The sequence below is a fragment of the Acinetobacter sp. A22 genome (genome assembly GCF_030913345.1).
GTDB lineage: Bacteria > Pseudomonadota > Gammaproteobacteria > Pseudomonadales > Moraxellaceae > Acinetobacter > Acinetobacter junii.
This window is the reverse complement of record NZ_CP133162.1, coordinates 1,767,955-1,785,899: the sequence shown is the minus strand read 5'-3', so window position 1 is coordinate 1,785,899 and position 17,945 is coordinate 1,767,955. Positions and strand designations below refer to the sequence as shown.

Genomic DNA, 17,945 nt, shown 5'->3' with positions numbered 1-17,945 from the left:
AACCTATCTGTAAAGGCTTTTTCAGCGATATAATTTTCAAATGAAGAAGCCTACACACAAAATCTACCGCACAACCAATTGGCCCGCATATAACCGAGCACTCATTAATCGCGGAAATATTGCCCTTTGGTTTGATCCTGCTACGCAATGGTATGCTCCATCAAAAGGCAAACAAGGGCGAAATCAAACCTACTCCGACGCAGCCATCCAATGCTGCTTAATGATTAAATCCTTATTCCGTCTATCTTTACGTATGGTCACTGGCTTTGTGCAAAGTCTGATTAAACTTTGCGGATTAAATTGGACCGCACCAGATTACAGTACGCTTTGTAGAAGACAAAAGCATATTGATATTGCAATCAGCTACCAAAAAAGTAGCGATGGGCTGCATCTACTCGTAGACTCTACAGGGATGAAGTTTCTAGGTGAGGGCGAATGGAAACGCAAGAAACATGGAGCTGAATATCGTCGCCAATGGCGTAAACTACATATTGGTATAGATGCCAAAACCCTACAAATACGCGCTATTCAGCTCACAACCAATAATGTCTGTGATTCACAGGTGCTTGGTGATTTACTTAATCAGATTCCACAAGATGAGCAGATTGACTCTGTTTATACCGATGGAGCTTATGACACCAAGCAATGCCGTCAGGTCATTGCAGATCGGCAAGCACATGCGGTGATTCCACCTAGAAAAAATGCGAAACCATGGAAAGATACAAAGAGTAGCTCGCTAGAGCGAAATGAATTACTTCGAACAATTAAACGTTTAGGTAGGACACTATGGAAAAAATGGTCAGGCTATCATCGCCGAAGTTTGGTTGAGACTAAAATGCACTGCATCAAATTATTAGGAGATAAACTCAGTGCAAGGAGCTTTGATAGCCAAGTCAATGAGGTTCATGCACGTGTAGCAGTCCTCAACAGATTTACGGAATTAGGTCGACCACTTACCCAAGTTACGCCTTAAATTTGGCTCAATTAGGGGCGCTTTGCCTTTCAAATCTTTGTGCAACAAAGCCATTTGTCTCAGATAAAAATAATTGAAAATAAGTCTCAGTGTTTATCTTTATGATTTTTTTTGAACCTTCTTGCAATAATCCAAATGATATACAGTAAAGCTAGAGCTAAAATAATATAACCGACACGTTGCATAATCAGCGTCATCAAAGCTTGATTTTCGCTAAAGTGATAACCTAAGTAGGCTAAAAAAGTAGTCCATATAATCGTTCCTAAGGCACTGTAGGTCATAAATTTACCAAAAGGCATTTTACTCATACCCGCGGGAATACTTATGAGAGAGCGTACAGCTGGAATCATACGACCAAAGAAAACAATCTTATGTCCATGTTTGTTAAACCAAGTTAATGCTTTTTCAAGATCACTTACCTTTATTCTTAGAAATTTTCCATAATGCTCAATAAAGATGAATAATCGTTGCTCGGGAATTTTTCGACCAATCCAATATAGCACCATCGCAGCAAGTAAAGATCCTGTACTGCCCGCAATAATGACACCAATTAAAGTCAAATCACCTTTAGAGGCTGTATAACCAGCAGAGGGCATAATAATTTCAGATGGTATCGGTGGAAAAATATTGTCTAAAAACATTAAGAATGCAATACCCAAATATCCCAGCTTTTCCATCACAGATAAGACCCAGTCTTCTAGTCCCATAGTACCTTGCTACGTATTTTCATTTATTAGAGGATAGTGATGCTTTCTTAAGCACACAATAGATGAATGGTTATTATTTTCTCGTATAAAAAAGCCGTAGAAAACTACGGCTTTTGAGCATAACAATAAATTATAGACGTTTGCGTTTTGCTGCTGCAATTTGTGATTGGCGCATACGGAAACCTTCTTTTTGTTTTTCTGTAGTTTTATCAATACAGAAAACACAAGAAACTCCATGTTCATAGCTAGGTAATTCAGCTTCTTCTTTAGTAAGAGGCCAACCACAAGCATGACATTTAATATTTTCGCCTTCTTCAACACCATGTGTTACTGCGGTGCGACCATCAAATACGAAACATTCACCTTCCCATAAACTTTCTTCTGCTGGGGTTTCTTCTAGATATTTAAGAATACCGCCTTTAAGGTGATATACCTCATTAAATCCTTCTTGTAAGAGTAATGATGTTGATTTCTCACAACGAATACCACCTGTACAGAACATGGCAATTTTCTTATCTTTGTGTTGTTCTAGGTTTTGCTTTACGTATTCAGGGAACTCGCGGAAAGTTTCAGTTTTCGGATCAATTGCACCCTTAAATGTACCTGCTTTATATTCATAGTCATTACGTGTGTCGATTAAAATTACATCATCACGGCTAATTAACTCATTCCACTCTTTAGGGTCGAGGTAATGACCGACTAGATCACGGGGTTTAACTTCTACACCTAAAGTTACGATCTCTTTTTTGAGTTTAATTTTCATTTTGCGGAATGGTTTATCAGAGCTAAAAGACTCTTTATATTCCATTTCGTTGAAACCTTCGTTCAGCAAAAACTGATGTACAGTATCAATTGCTGTGCGATCACCAGCGACAGTACCGTTGATTCCTTCTGGTGCAACAATCAGAGTTCCACATAAATTGATGCTATTCACTAGTGTTAAAAGACGCTGTTGCAGATCCGCTGCATCTGAAACTTCTTTAAATTGATATAGTGCCGCAACAACCCAATTATTGGTCGCTTGCTGTTCTACAGGTGCAAGCTGTTCTACAGTAGCGTTCATGGATAACTCCAAATGTATTAAGATAGGAAAATCAAGGCGCGTATTTTAGCGTGAAATTTGAAAATAAGCGAGAAAACCATAAAATTGATATGGTTTTAGAGGAATGTGTTTTGAGTAATGATCGTCGAATCCCATCATTGACCCCATGTGCAGGGCGTTGTTCAACGGTATTTGGTGATTTGGTGTGCCGAGGATGTCGCCGTTTTAATCATGAAGTAATTCATTGGAATACATATACACCAGAACAGCGACTTACAGTTTGGCAACGTTTAGATGCACAACTTGATCAAATTCTTGTGCCTTTGTTACCTCATGCAAATATGCAACAGGTAGAGGACTTTATTCATAATAAGCGGATTCGAGTATTAGATACGGCAACGAAAGGTCGCAAGCTTTATCATGCATTAAAGATATGCGAAAAAAATAAGTACTTAGCTCAGGAAAGTGGTCTGGGGATTGTGGATGCACAAGTGAAGCCTGTATGGGATGAATTCGAGAGAAGAGTATTGGCTTTAGCGAAAGCGAGTTATGAACTGGCTTGGCTTCGTGCGGATGGGATTAGTTCGAATTTGTTACGGACATTAGAAGAAGATGAAATCTAAATTCTTTTGTGGTTGATATAGTAAATAATAACTTCTGCGATCAATAAATTAATTGTCCAGCCTAGCCATGCTTCTAGTTGATATATATGGATTGGTGTGAGCCAGTCAATGTAAGGTTGTAGTTCGTATAACACGAGTTTCCATGTTCTTAAACTCAAGGCAGATAAAGCTAAAGCAAAACTTCTTATCATCCAGTCACGATGTCGAAACCATTGTTTCTTAATTGCAAAATATAGCGCAATTAAAGTGCTGATTCCCCAAAGAAGTCCTAGCAAAATAAAACACAATTGGGTACTGAAGCCGCCATTGGCATACACCGCCAATATCAAACCGCTTGGTAGTGCAAAACCTAGAGTTGAAACAATATAAATCCAACCTGCATAACGATGAACAAGACTAAATTTTTTACGAATATATTGTGAAAATTGAGTAAAGCCAGCTAAAAGAACAAAACTGCTCGTTAAGACATGAATTTGGAAGGCGATGCGCCAAGGCTGAGTCAGGACGACATCTTGCTTTAGGACTAAAAAATTAGATTGATTTGACCAAGGAAAATATTGAATACAAATTTCTACCATCAATATAAATAAGTAAAAGAAAATGAATGTGGTTATAAGTCGAGTAAGGGGATTTAGAATTTTCCACATATCATTGATCACTGTTATCATGATTGACTAAGAATAAATGCAATAACTTTATATTTGATGAGCTTAGAAATATGAATAAATTAGTTAAGTTTTTAACTTTTACAGCTGCTTTAACATGTTGTACCTTGAGTTTTGCTCAAACCCCACAGCTCGCTTCATCTTGGACAGGATTGTATAACGATGAACAAAAAATTTCTTTGTTCTTTCAACAGAAAGGAGATCAACTCACAGGGTATAGTTTGTTAAATGGTAAGCAAATTAAATTTAAGGGAAGTCTTCAAAAAAGTGGCTCAGTTTATAAAGTAACTTTGAATGAATTAGGGCAAGGTGCTACCTTTGGTCAGTTCATTTTAGATTATAAAAATAATGCTACAGTGATCGATGCACAATGGTTACCCAGCAGCAAAACAGTTAAACCAAAGTTTTTTAACTTGAAAGCACAGCAGTGTAACTATGCAAAAGATGAAGGTAACTATCCGGAAGAGAGGTGGTCCCACATGTTTGAACAACTAAAAGCGTATTTATAAGTGATATTCCGCTCTAGTTAAGCCACCTTGTTTTGTTGGGGTAGCTGATCATAGTAAAACTCATTTGGTGTCATTTTGTCTAGACTCGAATGAGGTCGTTTCAGATTATAAAACTCAAAATATGCACTCAATTGCTTTTTCGCATCTGTGACACTGCTATAAGCTTTGAGATACACCTCTTCATATTTAACGCTCCGCCATAATCGTTCAACCATCACATTATCAACCCATCGACCTTTACCATCCATACTGATTTGAATGCCATTTGATTTCAATACATCAATAAATGCATCACTGGTAAACTGACTGCCTTGGTCTGTATTAAATATTTCAGGTCGACCATATTTTTCAATAGCTTCATTTAATGTTTCTATGCAAAATGTAACCTCCATACTAATCGATACTCTATGCGCTAGTACCTTGCGGCTATGCCAATCAATCACAGCACATAAATAAACAAAGCCTTTTGCCATAGGGATATACGTTATATCCGTAGACCACACTTGATTACTGCGCTGAATAGCCAATCCTTTGAGCAGATATGGATATTTGCGGTGAGCTTGATTAGCCTGGCTTAAATTTGGTTTGCAATATAACGCATTAATGCCCATTTTCTTCATTAAAGTACGTGTATGACGTCGTCCTATATGATGTCCTTGACGATTCAACAAATCACGCATCATACGGCTACCTGCAAAAGGGTATTGCATATGTAACTCATCCATACACCGCATCAGCTTCAGATCTGATGCACTCACAGGTTTTGGGCGATAGTAATAACAACCACGGGAGACTTTCAGCAGCTGAGCTTGCTTAGATACTGAAATCTGAAGTGAGTCATCGATTAACTTTTGTGGTTGAAGCGGCCCAGTTTCTTCAACACACCTTCTAAAAAATCAATTTCTAATGCCTGCTCACCGATTTTTGCATGTAGTTTTTTTAGATCGATGGGTGGTTCTGTTGGAGCTTTTGATTGATCGAAAGCTTGCGAGGAAGCTGAAATCAGTTGATTTTTCCAGTCGATAATTTGGTTTTGATGAACATCAAATTCAGCACTCAATTCAGCAAGTGTTTTTTCTGCTTTAATCGCAGCAAGTGCTACCTTAGCTTTAAAATCATTTGAATGATTTCTTCTTGGTCTACGTGCCATAAAATACTCCATATATTGATGTTTATAACATCATTTGGGGAGCAAAATATCACTTATAAGTGTTGTTCAAATTTCCTGATCCACCTCTGAAGCATCGCGTAAATTATTAAAAGATGCAGATCTACAAGTTGCTTTAGGTGAGTTGCAATATATGCGTAATGAAATCTATGCACGCCATGGGTATGCATTCCAGAATAAAAGTTGGGCTGCTACATTTGCTGATTATGATTGGTACATGCCGTGTTTTACCAATGTGGATTCACGTTTAACTCAAATTGAAAAAGAGAATGTGAAGCGTATTAAAATGGTAGAACCTTATGCGAAAGACGTAGAGTGGGGACGTTAATTTATTTTATAAATTAAGTATCTAATAAAAAAGCTGCCATCAGGCAGCTTTTTTAACATTAAGATTCTGTTGAAAATTAACGTTTGATATCGCGTTGAGTCGAACCAGTATAAAGCTGACGCGGACGACCGATTTTGTAAGGACCGCTGTGCATTTCTAACCAGTGGCTGATCCAACCAACAGTACGTGCAAGAGCGAAAATTACAGTAAACATTTCTGTTGGGATACCAATCGCTTTTAAGATGATACCTGAGTAGAAGTCTACGTTCGGGTAAAGCTTACGCTCTACGAAGTACGGGTCGTTCAATGCAATACGCTCAAGTTCCATAGCAAGTTGCAATTGTGGATCGTTGATGCCTAATGCTTCAAGAACTTCGTCACAAGTTTGCTTCATTACTTTAGCGCGAGGGTCAAAGTTTTTATAAACGCGATGACCGAAGCCCATAAGCTTCACTTCTTTACGTTTTACTTTTTCCATGAATTCAGCAACGTTTTCAACGCTACCAATTTCATCTAACATTTTAAGTACAGCTTCGTTAGCACCACCGTGAGCAGGTCCCCAAAGTGCAGAGATACCAGCAGAGATACATGCATAAGGGTTTGCACCAGTAGAACCAGCAAGACGAACTGTAGAAGTCGATGCATTTTGTTCGTGGTCAGCATGAAGCGTGAAAATACGGTCCATTGCGCGTGCAAGAACTGGATTTACTTTGTAGTCACGATCAGCAGGCGTAGCAAACATCATGTGTAAGAAGTTTTCTGCGTAGCTTAAATCATTACGAGGGTAAATGAATGGTTGACCTACAGTGTACTTGTAGCTCCACGCTGCAAGCGTAGGGATTTTCGCGATTAAACGAATTGCAGTGATTTCACGGTGGTTAACATCTTCGATGTCTAAACCGTTGTGATAGAACGCAGATAAAGCACCAACTACACCAACCATGATCGCCATAGGGTGAGCATCACGACGGAAACCATTGAAGAAACGGCTTACTTGGTCGTGAACCATAGTGTGGTTACGTACTTTTGCGTCAAATTCAGTTTTTTGTTCAGCATTTGGAAGCTCGCCATTTAATAATAAATAACAAGTTTCTAAGTAGTCTGCTTGAGTCGCTAATTGATCAATTGGATAACCACGGTGTAATAAAACACCTTTGTCACCGTCAATGAATGTGATCTTAGATTCGCAAGCCGCTGTCGCCATAAAACCAGGATCGAAAGTAAAGTGACCTGATGCTAATACATCTTTAACGTCAATTACATCTGGGCCCAATGTGCCGCTGTAAATTGGTAATTCAATTTCTTTGCCATCAAGCTGTAATACGGCTTTTTTGCCAGTTGCTGCAGACATTCAATAGATCTCCTGTCCTGGTGAATGATTATCTGACTCGAAATCCTAATCTTGTCATGTGCGAATCAGACGGTGTCAAAATTTGCTATAAGATTAGTGGCTACTAAAATTTTGTCAATTATACTTAGGGATAAAAAATGACGTTATCACAGTCAATTAGTCATTCAGTATCAACGGGAAAATTGAGTAAAATCACAGCACCGGTCGAGTATAATATGTCAAATCATGTTTTAGGTGCAGAAAAAAAATGAAGCATCAGTACAATTGTAAGTAAATTTTTAACACTTTTTGATTTATAGATTCCTAAAATTTTTTGAAATAAAATGCCAAAACCCTATATTTCTCATGCCTTAGATTTAAATTATCATTAAAAAAAATGTTTATTGAAAAATAAAGGAATTTTTATTTGTTCTATTATGGTGCGATCAACTGATTAAAAAATGACTAATTTTTAACTAAAATCATCTTTGCTTGATAGATTATTGCTTAGTTATATTTAATATTAAAATGAGGGGTATTATTTCTGAGTATATAAATAATCGATCCAAATATGTGACTTTAGTATGATGCTTTAATAATTTCTTAATGATTTTGAACGAATATATTCGAAATTTAAAAATAAAAATAATAAATTGTATTTGATGTAATGTTTTTAAAAATCAATATGATATGTAATTTTTGCATGGTAAGTTCATTGATTTTTCTTGCTTATTCTTGTGAATGATTCTTATTTAAGGCTTTTTTCGACTAAAGAGAAAGCTGATTGTTTGTATTTTGATATTTCACGTTTTATAATTCGTTGTCGTTATATAGGTTAGGCATGTGCTGTGCTTGCCTGACAATGCCAGCTTTCCTTTGAATTAATTCAAACAAACTCCAGTTGGAGTTTCTACCTACAGGATGCCCGCTGTGAAAAGCAACAGACCTGTCAATTTGTCCATGGGTCAGGTGTTAGCGGTAAATTTACGCTCACCCGTGGCTATTGCATCAATTCTACACCGTCTATCTGGTGTAATCGTTTTCTTATTAGTCGCTGTTCTTTTGTGGATTTTGGATAAATCTCTATCTTCACCAGAAGGATTTGACTACGTAAAAAATGTCGTTTTCGGAAATATCTTAGTACGTTTCATCGTATGGGTATTTGTAGCAGGCTTAATCTTCCATTTTATTGCAGGTATTAAACATCTACTTGCTGACCTTGGTTTTGCTGAGGAATTACAAAGTGGTCGTATTGCAGCTACAGTTTCGTTGATCTTATCTGTGATCGGTATTGTCGCAGCTTTTGTATGGATTATGTTCTAATGAAAAGTGCTACAGGTTTAACGGGTTCAGGTTCTCGCGATTGGTATATCCAACGTGTATCAGCTGTGGTTTTAGCTGCTTATACTGTCGTTATGTTTGGCTGGATCCTATGCAATAGTGGATTCGGTTATGAGCAATGGGCTGGCTTTATGCTAACGCTTCCAATGAAAATTTTCTCATTGTTAGCTGTGTTATCGCTTGTTGCGCACGCTTGGATTGGTATGTGGCAAGTCTTTACAGATTATGTAACGACACGTCAAATGGGTCCTTCGGCTTCAGGTTTACGCCTTGTGTTAACTTCTGCTGTCATTATTTCAGTGTTCGTATACGCAATCTGGGGTATCCAGATTTTCTGGGCAAATTGATAGGAAGAGATCATGGCAACTACCCCTAAAGAAAATTATTCAAATATTCAAACCCTATCATTCGATTCAGTTATCGTTGGTGGTGGTGGTTCTGGTATGCGTGCTGCTTACCAACTTGCTCAAGCAGGTTTGAAAGTTGCTGTATTAACCAAAGTATTCCCAACACGTTCGCATACAGTTGCCGCTCAAGGTGGTATTGGTGCATCGTTAGGAAATATGCAAGAAGATAACTGGCATTATCATTTCTACGACACAGTAAAAGGTTCTGACTGGTTAGGCGACCAAGATGCGATTGAGTTTATGACTCGTGAAGCACCGAAAGTTGTTTATGAGTTAGAGCATTTAGGTATGCCGTTTGACCGTAACGAAGATGGTACGATTTATCAGCGTCCATTTGGTGGTCACTCTGCAAACTACGGTGAAAAAGCAGTTCCACGTGCTTGTGCTGCAGCTGACCGTACTGGTCATGCACTACTACACACGTTGTATCAAAGCAACGTAAAAATGGGTACTCAATTCTTTGTTGAATGGATTGCATTAGATCTAATTCGTAACGAAGAAGGTGATGTACTTGGTGTAACTGCAATTGATCAAGAAACAGGTAACATCGCAGTATTCCAAGCAAAAGCAACATTATTTGCTACAGGTGGTGCTGGCCGTGTTTACCGTGCATCTACCAATGCCTACATCAATACTGGTGATGGTTTGGGTATGGCTGCTCGTGCAGGTATTCCATTACAAGATATGGAATTCTGGCAATTCCACCCAACGGGTGTTGCGGGCGCTGGTGTATTGTTAACTGAAGGTTGTCGTGGTGAGGGTGGTATCCTTCGCAACAAAGACGGCGAACCATTCATGGAACGTTATGCACCGACTTTAAAAGACTTGGCTCCACGTGATTTCGTATCTCGTTCTATGGACCAAGAAATTAAAGAAGGTCGTGGTTGTGGTCCAAAAGGTGATTATATCCTATTAGATATGACACACTTGGGTGCTGATACCATCATGAAGCGTTTACCATCAGTATTTGAGATTGGTAAGAAATTCGCGAACGTTGACTGTACTAAAGAGCCAATTCCTGTAGTACCAACGATCCATTATCAAATGGGTGGTATTCCAACGAATATCCATGGTCAAGTTGTTGTACCTCATGGTGTTGAAGAGGGTGAATTCTCTGCTCATTATGATAAAGATACAAAACAATATACATATAAAGGCACACGTGATTATGTGAAACCAGTTAAAGGTTTCTATGCAATCGGTGAGTGCTCATGTGTATCTGTTCATGGTGCAAACCGTTTAGGTACTAACTCGTTGCTTGACCTTGTTGTATTTGGTAAAGCTGCTGGTGAACACATTATTGATTATGTGACTAAACACCATGGTGATGATTATGCTCCATTACCAAACGATGTGTTAGAAAGCACATTGGCACGTGTACGTAAGTTGGATGAATCTACATCTGGCGAAAATGCGCAAGAAGTTGCTGATGTAATTCGTGACATCGTTCAAGATCATGCTGGTGTATTCCGTACACAAGCATTACTTGATAAAGGTGTTAAAGAAATTCTTGCGATTGAATCACGTGTTCGTAACATTCATTTGAAAGACAAATCTAAAGTATTCAATACTGCACGTATTGAAGCATTAGAAGTTGAAAACTTGTATGAAGTTGCTAAAGCAACCTTGATTTCTGCTGCTGCACGTAAAGAATGTCGTGGTGCGCATACCGTTGTTGATTATGAATTGGCTCCAGATCATCCGACTTACTCTTATGGTCGTCGTGATGATGAGTGGATGAAACATACGTTATGGTATTCTTCGGACAATCGTCTTGAATATAAACCAGTACGTTTCAATCCATTAACGGTTGAAGCTATTGAACCTAAACCACGTACATTCTAATCGGGAGAACAAAGATGAGTAGAGGTACTCGTACATTCGAAATCTACCGCTATGATCCTGATAAGGATAAAGCGCCATACATGCAAACTTTTAAGTTGGAGTTAACTGACAAGCACCGTATGTTGCTTGATGCGTTACTTGCATTAAAAGTTCAGGATGAAACATTAACATTCCGCCGTTCTTGCCGTGAAGGTATTTGTGGTTCTGATGGTGTGAACATTAATGGTAAAAATGGTTTGGCATGTTTGTGGAACTTGAATGACTTGCCTGAAAAAATTGTAATTCGTCCTTTACCTGGTTTACCAGTTGTAAAAGACTTGGTTGTAGATATGAATCAATTCTACGATCAATACAATAAAATCCAGCCATTCTTGATTAACAATCAGCCAGCTCCTGCGAAAGAGCGTTTACAATCTCAAGCAGATCGTGAACATCTTGATGGTTTGTATGAATGTATTCTATGTGCATGTTGTTCTACTTCATGCCCATCGTTCTGGTGGAACCCAGACAAATTCTTGGGACCATCTGCACTGTTAAATGCTTATCGTTTTATTATCGATTCGCGTGATACTGCTACTCAAGAGCGTTTGGCGCGTTTAGATGACCCATTCTCATTATTCCGTTGTAAAGGAATCATGAACTGTGTGTCTGTATGTCCAAAAGGGTTAAACCCAACTAAGGCAATTGGCCACATTCGTAATATGCTATTGGATCAAGCTGGTTAATTCAGTTTTCCTGTAGAAGAAACGGAAGTTTTGAAAAAAGCTTCCGTTTTTTATTTGCTTCATAAAAGTATGTTTTGTGCTACAAGGATGCTGTTCTGCTTATTACTTATGTAGATAAAAAGAATTAGAAAAGTTGATCAATTGCTTTGCGTTGATTCGTTTTTGAGCACTGTGCTTAGAGTTTGTGCGAGATTTGTAGAAAATCTTTAACTTTGGTCGATAAGAGTGCAACTTTTTTTGAAAGGGCGCTATATTAGATTATAATTTGATGTGTGTATTTCGCTGATTTATGGATGGTATGTGTCAAAAAAATCAATCCAAGCTTGATAACATGTTAGGATTTCTGCCAACGACTGAAAGCAAAAAATTAGGATATTCCTTAAGTTATACAGGAGATATTCACAAAAGATTTATCCAGATTATTCAGTCAAAGTCAATTTAGAAAAGTTAAAAATTTAGTTAATTTTTCTAAAATGATTTGCAAAAAATTGCTCGATGTCGTCGGGTATAAGAATGAGTTGCGCGCCTTGTTTATGTGTGCGTGACTGATTTGTTACATCAAAAGGAATACTCCTGATGTGTAGTGATAATGTCCTAAGGTTGGATGATCTTGGGTAGTAGTGTCTTGTTACCAATTCGATACTATGAATCATGGGTCTGCTTAAAAGGCAGCCTGTATTATTTTTTGCAATAGGAAATGGGTCCAAAAATGCAAGAAGTTGCTGACGCACTGCGTCTTGACACTGAACTTTCCGCTGATAGTGCAGCGTATATTGAAGAGCTTTACGAACAGTATCTAACATCTCCAACCTCAGTGTCAGAGGATTGGCGTGAATATTTCGACAAATATCCTAAAGGGGATCAACCACACGGTAGTGTGCGTGAACAATTCCTGCTTTTGGGTCGTAATTCAAGCCGAATTCAACCTGTAGTTCAAAGTGCTGTGAGCACAGAGCATGAGCGTCGTCAAATTGGTGTACTACAACTCATTGCTGCTTATCGTAACCGTGGTCATCAAAAAGCTAAACTCGATCCATTAGGTCTTGCGAAACGTGAAGACGTTCCTGACCTCGATTTATCTGCACATGGTTTAACAAAATCTGATCTTGATACTGTATTCAATACAGGTAATCTCGCGATTGGTAAAGCAGAAGCTACATTGTCGGAAATGATTGAGGCAATGGAAGCAATTTACTGTACCTCAATCGGCGCAGAATACATGCATATCGTAGACACTAAAGAAAAACGTTGGATTCAACAACGTTTGGAAGGTGCTCGTGGGAAATTTAATTTCTCAGCTGATCAGAAAAAAGGCTTTTTAGAGCGTTTGACTGCGGCAGAAGGCTTAGAAAAGTATTTAGGTACAAAATTCGTAGGTGCTAAGCGTTTTGGTGTGGAAGGCGGTGAGTCTTTTATTCCAATGATGAATGAGATCATTCAGCGTGCAGGTAGTGTTGGTTGTAAAGAAGTTGTGATTGGTATGCCACACCGTGGTCGTCTCAACGTTTTAGTCAACATTATGGGTAAAAACCCAGCCGACTTGTTTGGTGAGTTTGAAGGAAAGAGCCTACACAAAAAAGGTTCTGGTGATGTTAAGTATCACCAAGGTTTCTCTTCAAATGTGATGACGCCTGGTGGTGAGGTTCACTTAGCATTAGCATTTAACCCATCGCACTTAGAAATCGTTGGACCAGTAGTCGAAGGTTCGGTGCGTGCTCGTCAAGTACGTCGTAAAGATATTGGTGGTGACGATGTTCTTCCCGTGATTGTTCACGGTGATGCGGCATTTGCAGGTCAAGGTGTTAACCAAGAAACCTTCCAAATGTCACAAACACGTGGTTATACAGTAGGCGGTACAGTTCATATCGTTATTAATAACCAAGTTGGTTTCACGACTTCAGATCCGCGCGATACACGTTCTACAGAATACTGTACTGACGTAGCAAAAATGATTCAGTCACCAATTTTCCATGTGAATGGTGATGATCCTGAAGCTGTAATTTTTGCAACACAACTTGCACATGATTTCCGTCATGAATTCCGCAAAGACGTTGTGATTGATTTGTTCTGTTACCGTCGTCGTGGTCATAACGAAGCAGATGAACCATCTGCAACTCAACCGTTGATGTATCAAGTGATTAATAAAAAAGCGACTACACGTACGCTTTATGCTGATCAATTGGTTCAAGAGAAAGTCCTTGATCGTGCAAGCGCTGATCAAATGGTTGAAGGTTATCGTTCTGATTTAGAAGCGGGCAACCATGTTGCTAATGCATTAGTACGTGAACCAAACAAAAAAATGTTTGTGGATTGGACACCATATCTAGGTCATGAATATACAGATGTTTGGGATACGAGCTTTAACATTGATCGCTTAAAAGAACTTGGCAAAACAATGAATACATTACCTGAAGGTTTTGTATTACAACGCCAAGTACAAAAAGTTATTGATGATCGTATTAAAATGCAAACAGGTGAAATGCCACTGAATTGGGGTGCTGCTGAAACATTGGCATATGCATCTTTGCTGGACGATGGCTTCCTAGTACGTATTACGGGTGAAGACGTTGGACGTGGTACATTCTCTCATCGCCATGCAAAACTACATAACCAAGTTGATGGTTCTGTTTACATCCCGTTGTGTCACATTAAAGAAAATCAGCCACGTGTTGCGGTGTATGACTCTTTATTATCAGAAGAAGCTGTGCTTGCTTTTGAATATGGTTATGCAACCACTCTACCGAAGAGCTTGATCGTTTGGGAAGCACAATTTGGTGACTTCGCAAACTGTGCGCAAGTCGTGATTGACCAATTCATTGCTTCTGGTGAAACCAAGTGGGAGCGCGTATGTGGTTTAACTATGTTGTTACCACATGGTTATGAAGGTCAGGGTCCTGAGCATTCATCTGCACGCTTAGAGCGTTTCTTACAATTGTGTGCTGAAGACAATATGCAAGTATTGACTCCTACAACACCAGCACAGATTTTCCATGCTTTACGTCGTCAAGCGGTTCGTCCTATTCGTAAGCCAATGATTGTGATGTCACCAAAGTCATTGTTACGTCATAAATTAGCGACTTCAACTTTAGATGAATTAGCAAATGGTTCATTCCAAACAGTGATTGATGAAGTCGATCAAATCAACAAAGCTGACGTTACTCGTTTAGTTCTTTGTGGTGGTAAGGTTTATTACGATTTACTCGAAAAACGTCGCGAGCTTGGTTTAAACCATATTGCGATTGTTCGTATTGAACAGTTATATCCATATCCAGAACAGCGTTTAGCTGAAGTTATGGCTCAATATCCAAACATTCAAGAACTTGTTTGGGCACAAGAAGAACCTAAGAACCAAGGCGCTTGGTTATTTATCGTTCCTCGTTTGTATGAAGACGTTCTTAAATCTGGTAAACAAATTCGTATTAGCTATGCTGGACGTGAAGCATCTGCCGCACCTGCTTGTGGCTCACCGTATTTGCATGCAAAACAACAAGCTCAGCTCGTCAATGACGCACTTGCAATTGAAGCTGAACAATCAGGAGATTCTAAATAATGGCAACCGAAATTAAAGCACCGGTATTCCCAGAGTCAGTTGCTGACGGTACGATCGCAACTTGGCATAAAAAAGTAGGTGAACCTGTATCACGTGATGAAGTGATCTGTGACATTGAAACCGATAAAGTTGTTTTAGAAGTGGTTGCTCCAGCTGATGGTAGCTTAGTTGCGATCATCAAAGGTGAAGGCGATACAGTTCTTTCTGATGAAGTAATTGCTCAATTTGAAGCTGGTGCTGTTTCTGCGGCTGCTCCTGAAGCTGCTGCACCAGTTGCAGCGGCTCCTGTGGCATCTGCACCAGCTGCGGCTGCATCAACTCAAGCTGTTGATCAAAACCAAGCCCCTGCTGTTCGTAAAGCATTATCTGAAACAGGTATCAATGCTGCTGACGTACAAGGTACTGGTCGTGGTGGTCGTATCACTAAAGAAGACGTTGCAAATCATAAACCAGCTGCTTCAGTTCAGCCGTTAAGCGTTGCTGTAGGTGAACGTATTGAGAAACGTGTTCCAATGACACGTTTACGTAAGCGTGTTGCTGAGCGTTTATTGGCGGCTACCCAACAAACTGCAATGTTAACAACATTCAATGAAGTTAACATGAAGCCGATCATGGAAATGCGTAAGCAATATAAAGACGCTTTCGAAAAACGCCATGGTGCTCGTTTAGGTTTCATGTCTTTCTTTGTTAAAGCAGCAACAGAAGCTTTAAAACGCTATCCAGCTGTAAATGCGTCGATTGATGGTGATGATATTGTTTATCACGGTTTCTATGACATCGGTGTAGCAGTTTCTTCTGATCGTGGCTTAGTTGTGCCAATCCTTCGTGATACTGATCGTATGAACTATGCTGAAGTAGAAGGTGGTATTGCTGCATATGCTGCTAAAGCACGTGAAGGAAAATTATCGATCGAAGAAATGACTGGCGGTACATTCACTATTACTAATGGTGGTACTTTCGGTTCATTACTTTCAACACCTATTTTAAACCAGCCACAAACAGCGATTCTTGGTATGCATAAAATCCAAGAACGTCCTATGGCGGTAAATGGACAAGTTGAAATCTTGCCAATGATGTACTTAGCGCTTTCATATGACCACCGTCTAATTGATGGTAAAGAAGCAGTAGGTTTCTTAGTAACAATTAAAGAATTGTTAGAAGAGCCAGCTAAACTTATTCTTGACCTATAACTTATTATTTAAAAATCATCCCTAACTTTTCTTTAATTAAGAAAGTTCAATCCCCTTAATCAAAAGGGGATTTAGGGAGATTGATTGGAGATAAAAATGTCTCAACAGTTTGATCTTGTTGTTATTGGCGGTGGACCTGGTGGTTATGAAGCAGCAATCCGTGCTGCGCAACTAGGTTTTAAAGTTGCATGTATCGAAAAACGCATTCACAACGGTAAACCATCTTTGGGTGGTACATGTTTGAATGTAGGTTGTATCCCTTCTAAAGCATTGCTTGACTCTTCTCATCGTTACGAAGCAACAGTTCATGAACTTGCTGAACACGGTATCACGACTGGTGAAGTTAAATTTGATTTAGATACTTTGTTAGCTCGCAAAGACAAAGTTGTTGATCAATTGACTGGTGGTGTTGCTCAATTACTTAAAGGTAATGGTATCGAGTGGTTACAGGGTACTGGTAAATTACTTGCTGGTAAAAAAGTTGAATTCACGCCATTTGAAGGTGAAGTGCAAGTTTTAGAACCTAAGTATGTCATTCTTGCGACTGGTTCTGTACCTGTAAATATCCCTGTAGCTCCTGTTGATGAAGATTTGATTGTTGACTCAACTGGTGCATTGAAATTCCCAGAAGTTCCAAAACGTCTTGGTGTTATCGGTGCAGGTGTTATCGGTTTAGAGTTAGGTTCGGTTTGGCGTCGTCTTGGTTCGGAAGTTGTTGTATTTGAAGCATTAGATGCTTTCCTTCCAATGGCTGACAAAGCACTGTCTAAAGAATTTCAAAAGATCTTGAAGAAACAAGGTTTAGATATTCGTATTGGTGCAAAAGTTTCTGGTACAGAAGTTAATGGTCGTGAAGTGACTGTTAAATATAACCAAGCTGGCGAAGATAAAGAGCAAGTATTTGACAAATTAATCGTTTGTGTAGGTCGTAAAGCTTATGCAGAAGGTCTATTGGCAGAAGATTCAGGCATTAAACTCACTGAACGTGGTTTAGTTGATGTAAATGATCAGTGCCAAACATCTGTTGAAGGCGTTTATGCAATCGGTGACTTAGTTCGTGGTCCAATGCTTGCTCATAAAGCAATGGAAGAAGGCGTGATGGCTGTTGAGCGTATCCATGGTCATGCTGCTCAAGTAAATTATGACACTATTATTAGTGTTATTTACACGCATCCAGAAGCTGCTTGGGTTGGTTTAACTGAAGAACAAGCTGCTGAAAAAGGTCACGAAGTTAAAGCAGGCCAATTCCCGTTTGCGGTCAATGGTCGTGCATTAGCTGCTGGTGATACAGCTGGTTTTGTTAAATTTGTTGCTGACGCAAAAACGGATCGTCTTTTGGGTATGCACGTTGTCGGTCCTAATGCATCAGACATCGTTCATCAGGGTATGATCGCACTTGAGTTTGTTTCTTCTGTTGAAGATTTACAGTTGATGACTTTTGGTCATCCAACGTTCTCTGAAGTTGTACATGAAGCTGCACTTTCAGTTGATGGTCGTGCAATCCACGCGATTCAACGTAAGCGCAAATAAAAAAACAAAAAG

At 39.1% G+C, this 17,945-nt stretch carries 14 protein-coding genes and 2 pseudogenes; 11 read left to right on the top strand and 5 right to left on the bottom strand.

Annotated features, from left to right (window positions below; genetic code table 11):
* Positions 1-40 precede the first annotated feature (40 nt).
* Complete coding sequence (locus Q9Q86_RS08740) at positions 41-973, top strand: IS5 family transposase (protein WP_005064486.1); 933 nt, start codon at positions 41-43, stop codon at positions 971-973.
* 86 nt (positions 974-1,059) lie between these two features.
* On the opposite strand, the gene Q9Q86_RS08735 is transcribed toward Q9Q86_RS08740, so the two are convergent.
* Positions 1,060-1,680 carry a DedA family protein gene (locus tag Q9Q86_RS08735; protein WP_112987685.1) on the bottom strand — a complete coding sequence of 207 codons (621 nt, stop codon included), beginning with the start codon at positions 1,678-1,680 and terminating at the stop codon, positions 1,060-1,062.
* Positions 1,681-1,810: 130 nt separating this feature from the next.
* Entirely contained in the window at positions 1,811-2,743 is a 933-nt protein-coding gene (locus Q9Q86_RS08730; RefSeq protein WP_004908383.1) for a rhodanese-related sulfurtransferase, read from the bottom strand.
* Positions 2,744-2,853: 110 nt separating this feature from the next.
* Between Q9Q86_RS08730 and Q9Q86_RS08725 the strand changes: the two genes are divergently transcribed.
* On the top strand, positions 2,854-3,345 hold the full coding sequence (locus tag Q9Q86_RS08725; protein ID WP_112987686.1) for a DUF1289 domain-containing protein: 492 nt from the start codon (positions 2,854-2,856) through the stop codon (positions 3,343-3,345).
* Here the strand turns inward: Q9Q86_RS08725 and Q9Q86_RS08720 are convergent.
* Positions 3,342-3,992 (bottom strand): DUF2306 domain-containing protein, encoded by a 651-nt coding sequence (locus Q9Q86_RS08720; protein ID WP_171293880.1) that lies wholly within the window; start codon positions 3,990-3,992, stop codon positions 3,342-3,344. The genes Q9Q86_RS08725 and Q9Q86_RS08720 overlap by 4 nt on opposite strands.
* A gap of 71 nt (positions 3,993-4,063) precedes the next feature.
* Here Q9Q86_RS08720 and Q9Q86_RS08715 point away from each other — a divergent pair.
* Positions 4,064-4,474: pseudogene (locus Q9Q86_RS08715) on the top strand (YARHG domain-containing protein); the annotation flags it as partial.
* Between the two features lie 62 nt (positions 4,475-4,536).
* Here Q9Q86_RS08715 and Q9Q86_RS08710 read toward each other — a convergent pair.
* A protein-coding gene (locus Q9Q86_RS08710; RefSeq protein WP_100833519.1) for an IS3-like element ISAba14 family transposase occupies positions 4,537-5,681 on the bottom strand; the annotation gives its coding sequence in 2 pieces (ribosomal slippage) (positions 4,537-5,417 and positions 5,417-5,681; 1,146 coding nt in all).
* Between the two features lie 76 nt (positions 5,682-5,757).
* On the opposite strand from Q9Q86_RS08710, the pseudogene Q9Q86_RS08705 reads away from it, so the two are divergent.
* Positions 5,758-6,015 (top strand): annotated as a pseudogene (locus tag Q9Q86_RS08705) (YARHG domain-containing protein); the annotation flags it as partial.
* Positions 6,016-6,091: 76 nt separating this feature from the next.
* On the opposite strand, the gene gltA reads toward Q9Q86_RS08705, so the two are convergent.
* Positions 6,092-7,366 (bottom strand): citrate synthase, encoded by a 1,275-nt coding sequence (gltA, locus tag Q9Q86_RS08700; RefSeq protein ID WP_004908368.1) that lies wholly within the window; start codon positions 7,364-7,366, stop codon positions 6,092-6,094.
* 900 nt (positions 7,367-8,266) lie between these two features.
* Between gltA and sdhC the strand changes: the two genes are divergently transcribed.
* The 7 genes from sdhC (at position 8,267) to lpdA (ending at position 17,933) form a co-directional block, all read left to right on the top strand.
* A complete protein-coding gene (gene sdhC, locus Q9Q86_RS08695; protein WP_005402201.1) occupies positions 8,267-8,668 on the top strand; it encodes a succinate dehydrogenase, cytochrome b556 subunit in 402 nt (133 codons plus the stop codon).
* Positions 8,668-9,033, top strand: a complete 366-nt coding sequence (gene sdhD, locus Q9Q86_RS08690) for a succinate dehydrogenase, hydrophobic membrane anchor protein (protein ID WP_004908359.1) — start codon at positions 8,668-8,670, stop codon at positions 9,031-9,033. Before sdhC ends, sdhD begins: the two co-directional genes overlap by 1 nt.
* A gap of 9 nt (positions 9,034-9,042) precedes the next feature.
* Positions 9,043-10,938, top strand: coding sequence for a succinate dehydrogenase flavoprotein subunit (sdhA, locus tag Q9Q86_RS08685; RefSeq protein ID WP_035336742.1), 1,896 nt, complete (start codon positions 9,043-9,045; stop codon positions 10,936-10,938).
* A gap of 14 nt (positions 10,939-10,952) precedes the next feature.
* Complete coding sequence (locus Q9Q86_RS08680; RefSeq protein WP_004908354.1) at positions 10,953-11,663, top strand: succinate dehydrogenase iron-sulfur subunit; 711 nt, start codon at positions 10,953-10,955, stop codon at positions 11,661-11,663.
* A gap of 709 nt (positions 11,664-12,372) precedes the next feature.
* Complete coding sequence (locus Q9Q86_RS08675; RefSeq protein WP_004908351.1) at positions 12,373-15,213, top strand: 2-oxoglutarate dehydrogenase E1 component; 2,841 nt, start codon at positions 12,373-12,375, stop codon at positions 15,211-15,213.
* Complete coding sequence (gene odhB, locus Q9Q86_RS08670; RefSeq protein WP_004963584.1) at positions 15,213-16,403, top strand: 2-oxoglutarate dehydrogenase complex dihydrolipoyllysine-residue succinyltransferase; 1,191 nt, start codon at positions 15,213-15,215, stop codon at positions 16,401-16,403. The genes Q9Q86_RS08675 and odhB overlap by 1 nt, the downstream gene beginning before the upstream one ends.
* Positions 16,404-16,499: 96 nt before the next feature.
* Positions 16,500-17,933: a dihydrolipoyl dehydrogenase gene (lpdA, locus tag Q9Q86_RS08665; protein ID WP_099949023.1), complete on the top strand. Its 1,434-nt coding sequence runs from the start codon at positions 16,500-16,502 to the stop codon at positions 17,931-17,933.
* Positions 17,934-17,945 lie beyond the last annotated feature (12 nt).

Coding starts and splice junctions, on each gene's coding strand:
- Q9Q86_RS08740 (WP_005064486.1), top strand. CDS start 41: ATGAAGAAGCCTACACACAAAATCTACCGCACAACCAATTGGCCCGCA.
- Q9Q86_RS08735 (WP_112987685.1), bottom strand. CDS start 1,680: ATGGGACTAGAAGACTGGGTCTTATCTGTGATGGAAAAGCTGGGATAT.
- Q9Q86_RS08730 (WP_004908383.1), bottom strand. CDS start 2,743: ATGAACGCTACTGTAGAACAGCTTGCACCTGTAGAACAGCAAGCGACC.
- Q9Q86_RS08720 (WP_171293880.1), bottom strand. CDS start 3,992: ATGTGGAAAATTCTAAATCCCCTTACTCGACTTATAACCACATTCATT.
- gltA (WP_004908368.1), bottom strand. CDS start 7,366: ATGTCTGCAGCAACTGGCAAAAAAGCCGTATTACAGCTTGATGGCAAA.
- sdhC (WP_005402201.1), top strand. CDS start 8,267: ATGCCCGCTGTGAAAAGCAACAGACCTGTCAATTTGTCCATGGGTCAG.
- sdhD (WP_004908359.1), top strand. CDS start 8,668: ATGAAAAGTGCTACAGGTTTAACGGGTTCAGGTTCTCGCGATTGGTAT.
- Q9Q86_RS08680 (WP_004908354.1), top strand. CDS start 10,953: ATGAGTAGAGGTACTCGTACATTCGAAATCTACCGCTATGATCCTGAT.
- Q9Q86_RS08675 (WP_004908351.1), top strand. CDS start 12,373: ATGCAAGAAGTTGCTGACGCACTGCGTCTTGACACTGAACTTTCCGCT.
- odhB (WP_004963584.1), top strand. CDS start 15,213: ATGGCAACCGAAATTAAAGCACCGGTATTCCCAGAGTCAGTTGCTGAC.
- lpdA (WP_099949023.1), top strand. CDS start 16,500: ATGTCTCAACAGTTTGATCTTGTTGTTATTGGCGGTGGACCTGGTGGT.